Source organism: Knoellia remsis, assembly GCF_003002895.1.
In the GTDB taxonomy this organism is placed as follows: domain Bacteria; phylum Actinomycetota; class Actinomycetes; order Actinomycetales; family Dermatophilaceae; genus Knoellia; species Knoellia remsis.
The window spans coordinates 40,719-47,327 of record NZ_PVTI01000028.1; the positions used below are offsets into that span (position 1 = coordinate 40,719).

Below are 6,609 nucleotides of genomic sequence, written 5' to 3' on the forward strand. Positions count from 1 at the left end.
ATGCCGGCCGCGCACCGCGCGCGGCCGGCATACCGGGCGACGACGGTCAGGTTGCGAGGAAGTCCAGCAGCGCCTCGTTGAACTCGTCCGCGTGGCTGACGTTGACGCCGTGCGGTCCGTCGGCGATGACGACGAGCCGGCTGCCCGGGATGGCCTCGTGGGTGCGCTTGCCCGAACCCTCGAAGGGGACAGTCGCGTCCGAGTCACCGTGGATGACGAGCGTCGGCACGGTCACCGCGGCGAGGTCGTCGCGGAAGTCCGTCGCGCCGAAGGCGGTCATCGTCTGCAGGGCCGCGTTCTTGTTGGCCTGCTGCGCCATGTCGATGGCTTCCTGACGCTGCTCCTCGGTGACCTTGAGCTCACCGTCGGCGCTGAAGAACTCGGTGATGAAGGAGTCGAAGAAGGCGTCCCGGTTCGCGGTGAGGCTCGCGGCCATCTTCGCGGCCTCGGTCTTCTTGAGTGGTCCGTCCGGGTTGTCGCGTCCGTGCAGGAGGTAGGGCGGGACCGCGGAGGCGAAGACGACCGAGCGGATCCGGTCGCTGCCCTGCCGCGAGAGATAGCGCGCGACCTCCCCGCCACCCATCGAGAACCCCACGAGCGTCGTGTCCTGCAGGTCGAGGTGCTCGACGAGGTTGGCCAGGTCGTCCGAGAGCTGGTCGTAGTCGTAGCCGGTGAGCGGCCCGTCGGACTCGCCGAACCCACGACGGTCGTAGGTCACGACGCGGTACCCGGCGGCCGCGAGGGCGGGCACCTGCGCCTGCCACGACCGCCCGCTGAGTGGCCAGCCGTGGATGAGCACCACCGGGCGGCCGTCGCCTCCGGTGTCCTCGTAGTGCAGGGTCACGTCGCCGGACACCGTGGCCTCGGGCATGGCGTTCGTCCTCTCTGGTGAAGGGTGGGGAGCGGATCATCGCTGTGGCCTTACCCGCCTGCCGCTGCGGGCAACCTTGCGCGGGCCCGGGCGCGCACCTGGGTCACCGCCGTCGTTTGTCGCCGCCCCTCGCGGGTATGCCGTCACCATGCAACTCCTCCAGCGACCCGAAGTCTCCCGTCAGGTCGCCGCCCCCGCCGACGCAGTGTGGGACGTGCTCGCGGACGGCTGGTTCTATGCCACTTGGGTCGTGGGCGCCTCCCGCGTCCGCAAGGTCGACCGCGACTGGCCGGCACCCGGCGCACGCCTGCACCACAGTGTCGGTCCGTGGCCCGCCGTGATCTCGGACTCCACCAGCGTCGAGGAAGCCGAGGCCCCGCGCCGACTCGTCCTGCGCGCCCGCGGGTGGCCGCTCGGTGAGGCGCGCGTCATCATCACCGTCGAGCCGGACGGCGCGAACCAGTGCACCGTCACCATGGTCGAGGACGCCATCACCGGGCCGGGCCGGCTCGTGCCGATGCCGTTGCGACAGTTGGGGATCCTCCCCCGCAACCAGGAGGCGCTGCGCCGGCTCGCGCTCATCGCCGAGGGCCGCCACCGCGAGCAGGTGGCCGAGGACACGGAGGCGGGCGAGAGTGCGGACCAGACCGGGTCAGGACGGCAGGACACGCGCCCACGCCGTGCGAAGAAGGCGCCGACGAAGAGGTCCGAGAGGACCTGACGCCCGGAGGGCGGAGAGGGCGGCGTTCCAGCCGCAGGCGCCGTGCACTCCCCCACCCGGGTGGGCCGAGGCGCTCGCGAGATAGAGCCCGGGCACCGGCGTTTCCGGGCGGCCCAGACCCCGAGTGGGGCGCAGGACGAGCTGCTGGTGGAGAGCGGCGGTGCCGCCGTTGACCGCACCGAGGGACAGGTTGGGGTCGCTCGCCGCGAGCGCCGCGGGCGTCTGGACCAGCCGCTCCCGGCGCAGCGAACGGAAACCGGGCGCGGCCTCTTCGACCGCCGCCTCGACCCGCCGGGCGACCTCCTCGACGGCGCTCGCGTCGAGGGCGAACCGGCGCGGCACGTGCGTGTAGGCCCAGGCCGTCTCGGTGCCCTGCGGAGCGCGCGTGGGGTCGGCCGTGGCCATCTGTCCGAAGAGGGCGAACGGGGTGCGCGGCAGCCGGCCCGTCGACAGGTCGGCGGCAACGTCGACGAGGCCGTCGTGGTCGGTGCCGACGTGCACCGTCCCGGCGCAGCGCGCCTCCGGGGCCACCCACGGCACGGGTCCGTCGAGCGTCCAGTTGAGCTTGATCGTCGAGTCGTCCCAGTCGAAGCGGGTGAGGTCCTCGAGCAGTCGTCGCGGCAGGTGCTGCGGCTCGACGAGGCGGCCGTAGAGGTCCGGCGCGCTGACGTCGGCGAGCACGGCGTGCCGTGGTCGCAGCACCGTCCCGTCGGAGAGATGGACGGTTGCCGCGCGCCCGCCCTCGATCCCCACCCGTTCCGCGGCGACCCGGCAGCGCACCTCGACCCCGAGCGACTCGGCCCGGTGGCGCAGGGCGGCGGCGAGCCGACCCGCTCCGCCCTCGGGCACGGGGAACCCGACGTCCTGCCCGAGCATGACAAGCAGCCACCCGAAGAGCGCGCTCCCGGCACCGTCCGGCGGCAGGTCGCTGTGCATCGCGTTGCCCGTGACGAGGACGCGCGCTCCCTCTCCGCGGAACTCCTCGGTGACGAACCTGCGAGCCGAGAGCGTCCCGAGCCGGGCGAGGTCGAGCAGCCCGGCTGTCCGCAGGCGGCGCGCGAGCTGCATACCCGGCCGCAGCGGCGGGAACGGCGTGAAGAGCGCGTCGAGGAGCGGGTCCCGCATCCGCTGCCAGCCCGCGCAGAGCCGGAGCCACGCGTCACCGTCCCCGGGCGCGACGGAGTCGAACCCCGCGGCCGTCTCCTCGGCCGTCCCGCGGATCACCGCGCCTCGCCCGTCGGGGAAGGCGTGCGCGACGACGTCCGGGGCCCGCCGCCAGGTCAGGCCATGCTGCTCGAGGTCGAGCTCACGGATGACCGGGCTCGCCGCGGCCAGCGGGTAGAACGCGCTGAAGAGATCCGTGACGAACCCCGGCTCGAGCACCTCGGCGCTGCGGACCGCCCCACCGACGACGTCGGCCTGCTCGACGAGCACGACGTCCCAGCCGGCGTCGGCGAGACCGTTCGCAGCGACGAGCCCGTTCGGACCAGCACCGATGACGACGGCGTCCGGGTCGGTGCCGGCTCTCGTGGACGACTTCACACCGGGATGTATGCCCACGAGCGGCGCCGCTCACACATCCGCGGCGCCGCTCGGCGGGTCCGGGTCCGCCGCACGACCGCGCTGCGACCGCGCCGCGACCGCGCTGCGGCCCGGGTCAGAACTTCGCGTCGTCGGGCAGGGTGTCCGCCTCGTCCTGGGCGTAGTCACCCTCGCGCTTGCGGGCCGCGCGAGCGATGAGGAACAGCACGGTCCCGACGACGATGTAACCCAGAGCGATGAGCCAGGTCTGGGCGCTCTGCTGGGTGAGCAGGGCGATGCTCGCGATGAGCGCGAGGATCGAGACGATGCTCGGCGTGCGGAAGTAGTCGTGCCGCACCTCGTCCTTCTTCAGCACGAGCACCGAGATGTTCGCGGAGATGAAGACGAGCACGAGCAGCAGGACCGTCGTGTCCGCGAGGAGGCCGACGTCGCCGATGAAGCTCATGCCGATCGTCATCGCGCCGATGACGAGGATGGCGACCCAGGGGGTGCGCCGGCTGGGCGCGACCTGCCCGAAGATCTTGGGCAGCAGTCCGGCCTCGGCGAGGCCGTAGGTCGCGCGGCTCGCCATGACCATGAAGAGCAGCGCACCGTTGCCGATGGCGACGAGCGCGATGAGGGCGAACAGCCACGGCGGGAAGGACAGGCCCGAGGCGTCGATGACCTCGAGGAGCGGCCCCTCTGAGGCCGCGAGCTGGTCGGTCGGCACGACCGCACCGGCGCCGATGGCGATGAGCAGGTAGACGACGGCGGCGGTGAGGATGGCGCCAAAGAGGGCCTTCGGGTAGGCCTTGCTCGGCTCCCTGACCTCCTCGGCCATGTTCGCCGCCGCCTCGAACCCGAGGAAGGAGAAGAACGCGGTGATCGTCGCCGCGAACACACCCTGCAGCGGGGTGACGCCCTCGGCGAAGGTCGTGAGCCGGCTCGTGTCCGCGCCGCCGTCACCGAAGACGATGGCTGCGACGACGATGATGATGATGAGGCCGGTCATCTCGATGAGCGTCGCGCAGACGTTGACCGTGAGCGACTCCTTGACGCCGCGCAGGTTGATGGCGATGAGCAGCCCGATGAAGACAATCGTCACGACGGCCGACGGCCAGTCGACGAGGGCCTTGAGGTAGTCGCCGGCGAAGGCGTTCGCGAGCGCCGCCGACGTCGTCACTCCGGAGGACAGCATGAGCCAGCCGATGAGGAAGGTGACGTACGGCTTCTTGAACGCGCGCTCGGCATACCGCGCCGCACCACCGGCGTGCGGGTACTTGGTGATGAGCTCGGCATACGTCCCCGCCGTGAGCAGGGCGAGCACGAGGGCGAGGAGGAGCGGCGCCCAGATGGCCCCACCCACGTCGTTCGCCATGGTGCCGACGAGCGTGTAGATCCCGGCACCCAAGGTGTCGCCGACGATGAAGAAGAAGAGCAGGAGAGGGGTGATCCCCCCGCTTGAGCTTCGTCGCGGTTTCGCCCGAGTGGCTGACGTCGTTGTCGATGGCCATGGACCCACCGTTTCACGCTCGGCGCGTGGGCGCCACAGTCAGGCGCCCCGTCGGCGTGCCGTGACCTGCGGTTTCGTATGCCGTCCGCCCGCCCGCGCATCCCGGCGCACCCGGGCGGGTACCCGGTGTCGTGAGGGCCCGGACCGGGTCCCGACCCGGCACGAAGGAGAGTCATGTCTGACGACAGCAAGGCCGCCAAGGACCTCGTCGAGACCCTGCGCGACGGAGAGCGCGGGTTCGCCGATGCTGCCCAGAAGCTGCGCGACAGCGACCGCGCCGAGTGGGCCGACGTGCTGCAGCGGTTCTCCCAGCAGCGGGCCGACTTCCGACGCGAGATCGTCGACCTCGGCCACGACTACGACGAGGACGTCGACACCAGCGGGTCCGCCGCGGCTGCCGTGCACCGCGGGTGGATCGCGCTCAAGGACGCGGTCACCGGAGACGACGCCAGCGGTGTCCTCGGCGCGGCCGTGACCGGTGAGGACCACGCGATCAAGGAGTACGAGAAGGCGCTCGAACAGGACCTCAGCGCCGGCTTCCGCGATGTCGTGTCGCGCCAGCACCGCGAGGTCGTCGCTGCCCGCGACGAGATCAAGGCCCTTGAGACCCTCGACTGACCGGCGCAAACCCCACAGGTGACGTGGACGACGAAGGCCCCGACCGGCATACGGTCGGGGCCTGTGTCGTCGGTGTCCGAGTGGGGAATCCGCGTCAGGAGAGCAGGTCCTTCATCGTCGCGATCTCCTTGGTCTGCGAGTCGACGATGGCGTTCGCGAGCTTCTCGACGTCGGGGTTCTTCGTCGTCTTCAGGACGTCCTGCGCCATGGTGACCGCACCCTCGTGGTGCTCGATCATCATGGTGAGCCACTGCCTGTCGAACGCCGGTCCGGTGGCCTTCGATAGCGCAGCCATGTCCTCCTTGCTCATCATCCCGCTCATGTCGTGGTCCATCGGCGCCTCTGCGCGCGCACCCCACGACTCGAGCCAGCCGCGCATCTGCTCGATCTCGGGACCCTGCGCAGCGCGGATGTCGCCCGCCAGGGCCTTCACCTCGGCCGACGCGCCCGCGGTGTCCTTGAGGGCGAGGTCGGCCATCTCGATCGCCTGCTGGTGGTGCGGGATCATCATCTGCGCGAACATCACGTCGCCCTGGTCGGCGGCGGACGCCGAAGCGCCCGGCGAGCTGGACCCGGACGGTGACATCGACATGCCGGGCATCGACGAGTCCGAGTCGTCCGAGCCACATCCGGCGAGGACGGCGAGCGTGAGGGCAGCGGTGACGCCGACGGTGGCGCGACGGGCGATGGCATGGGGACGAGGCACGGTGAGCTCCCTGAGGTGTCGAGATCGGTCGCCATATACACTACCCGGGTATCCCACTCACCGCACTCGCACCGATGCCGGCCTGGCGCGAGCGGGCACGACAGAAAGGCCCCGACCGGCATACGGTCGGGGCCTTCTCCTCTGTCTCAACACAGAGCGCGCCCGAAGGGATTCGAACCCCTAACCTTCTGATCCGTAGTCAGATGCTCTATCCGTTGAGCTACGGGCGCAGGTCGCGCGTCTCGACAACACGTGTCGGCGCAACGATCGGCAAGCGTACCCGAGCACATCGCCCCACGAGAAATCCGTTGCCCCGGGAGTTGAGTCCATAGGGTTGGTGTACGACGACACCGGTGAGCGTGTCCCTACGCACGTAGGTGCGGTCACCGCGTGATCCTTCGAGTGAACCTCTCACAGCACTCTCGAATGGAGCATCGCGATGACCGCGAACACCAGTATCGACCCTGCCGTCTTCCTGCACGACCAGCTCGCCCAGGCCAGCCCGGACCTGATGCGCGATCTGCTGACCACGTTCATCAACGCGCTGCTGTCGGCGCAGGCCGATAGCGTGTGCGGTGCCGAGTACGGCACCCGTAGCCCGGACCGCACCAATAGCCGCAACGGGTACCGGCACCGGGACCTGGACACTCGCGCCGGCA

At 70.6% G+C, this 6,609-nt stretch carries 7 protein-coding genes and 1 tRNA gene; 3 read left to right on the forward strand and 5 right to left on the reverse strand.

Annotated features, from left to right (window positions below; translation table 11 throughout):
• Positions 1-46 precede the first annotated feature (46 nt).
• A complete protein-coding gene (locus BCF74_RS14520) occupies positions 47-871 on the reverse strand; it encodes an alpha/beta fold hydrolase (protein WP_106298684.1) in 825 nt (274 codons plus the stop codon).
• Between the two features lie 148 nt (positions 872-1,019).
• On the opposite strand from BCF74_RS14520, the gene BCF74_RS14525 reads away from it, so the two are divergent.
• Positions 1,020-1,592 (forward strand): SRPBCC family protein, encoded by a 573-nt coding sequence (locus BCF74_RS14525; RefSeq protein ID WP_106298685.1) that lies wholly within the window; start codon positions 1,020-1,022, stop codon positions 1,590-1,592.
• Here the strand turns inward: BCF74_RS14525 and BCF74_RS14530 are convergent.
• Positions 1,524-3,134, reverse strand: coding sequence for a phytoene desaturase family protein (locus tag BCF74_RS14530; RefSeq protein WP_106298686.1), 1,611 nt, complete (start codon positions 3,132-3,134; stop codon positions 1,524-1,526). The two genes, BCF74_RS14525 and BCF74_RS14530, sit on opposite strands and share 69 nt — an antisense overlap.
• A gap of 115 nt (positions 3,135-3,249) precedes the next feature.
• On the reverse strand, positions 3,250-4,635 hold the full coding sequence (locus BCF74_RS14535) for an APC family permease (protein ID WP_342747581.1): 1,386 nt from the start codon (positions 4,633-4,635) through the stop codon (positions 3,250-3,252).
• A gap of 165 nt (positions 4,636-4,800) precedes the next feature.
• On the opposite strand from BCF74_RS14535, the gene BCF74_RS14540 reads away from it, so the two are divergent.
• Positions 4,801-5,244, forward strand: a complete 444-nt coding sequence (locus BCF74_RS14540) for a PA2169 family four-helix-bundle protein (RefSeq protein ID WP_106298687.1) — start codon at positions 4,801-4,803, stop codon at positions 5,242-5,244.
• 94 nt (positions 5,245-5,338) lie between these two features.
• Here BCF74_RS14540 and BCF74_RS14545 read toward each other — a convergent pair whose 3' ends face one another.
• Together BCF74_RS14545 and BCF74_RS14550 are read right to left on the reverse strand one after the other, a co-directional pair.
• On the reverse strand, positions 5,339-5,950 hold the full coding sequence (locus BCF74_RS14545) for a DUF305 domain-containing protein (protein WP_245889381.1): 612 nt from the start codon (positions 5,948-5,950) through the stop codon (positions 5,339-5,341).
• A 157-nt stretch (positions 5,951-6,107) separates the two neighbouring features.
• A tRNA-Arg gene (locus BCF74_RS14550) sits at positions 6,108-6,180 on the reverse strand.
• 209 nt (positions 6,181-6,389) lie between these two features.
• On the opposite strand from BCF74_RS14550, the gene BCF74_RS14555 reads away from it, so the two are divergent.
• Positions 6,390-6,609, forward strand: a 220-nt coding sequence (locus BCF74_RS14555) for a transposase (protein ID WP_177426672.1), incomplete at its 3' end; no start/stop codon positions are given.

Excerpts from the sequence above, each read along its gene's own strand:
- BCF74_RS14520 (WP_106298684.1), bottom strand. The coding sequence starts at position 871 with ATGCCCGAGGCCACGGTGTCCGGCGACGTGACCCTGCACTACGAGGAC.
- BCF74_RS14525 (WP_106298685.1), top strand. The coding sequence starts at position 1,020 with ATGCAACTCCTCCAGCGACCCGAAGTCTCCCGTCAGGTCGCCGCCCCC.
- BCF74_RS14540 (WP_106298687.1), top strand. The coding sequence starts at position 4,801 with ATGTCTGACGACAGCAAGGCCGCCAAGGACCTCGTCGAGACCCTGCGC.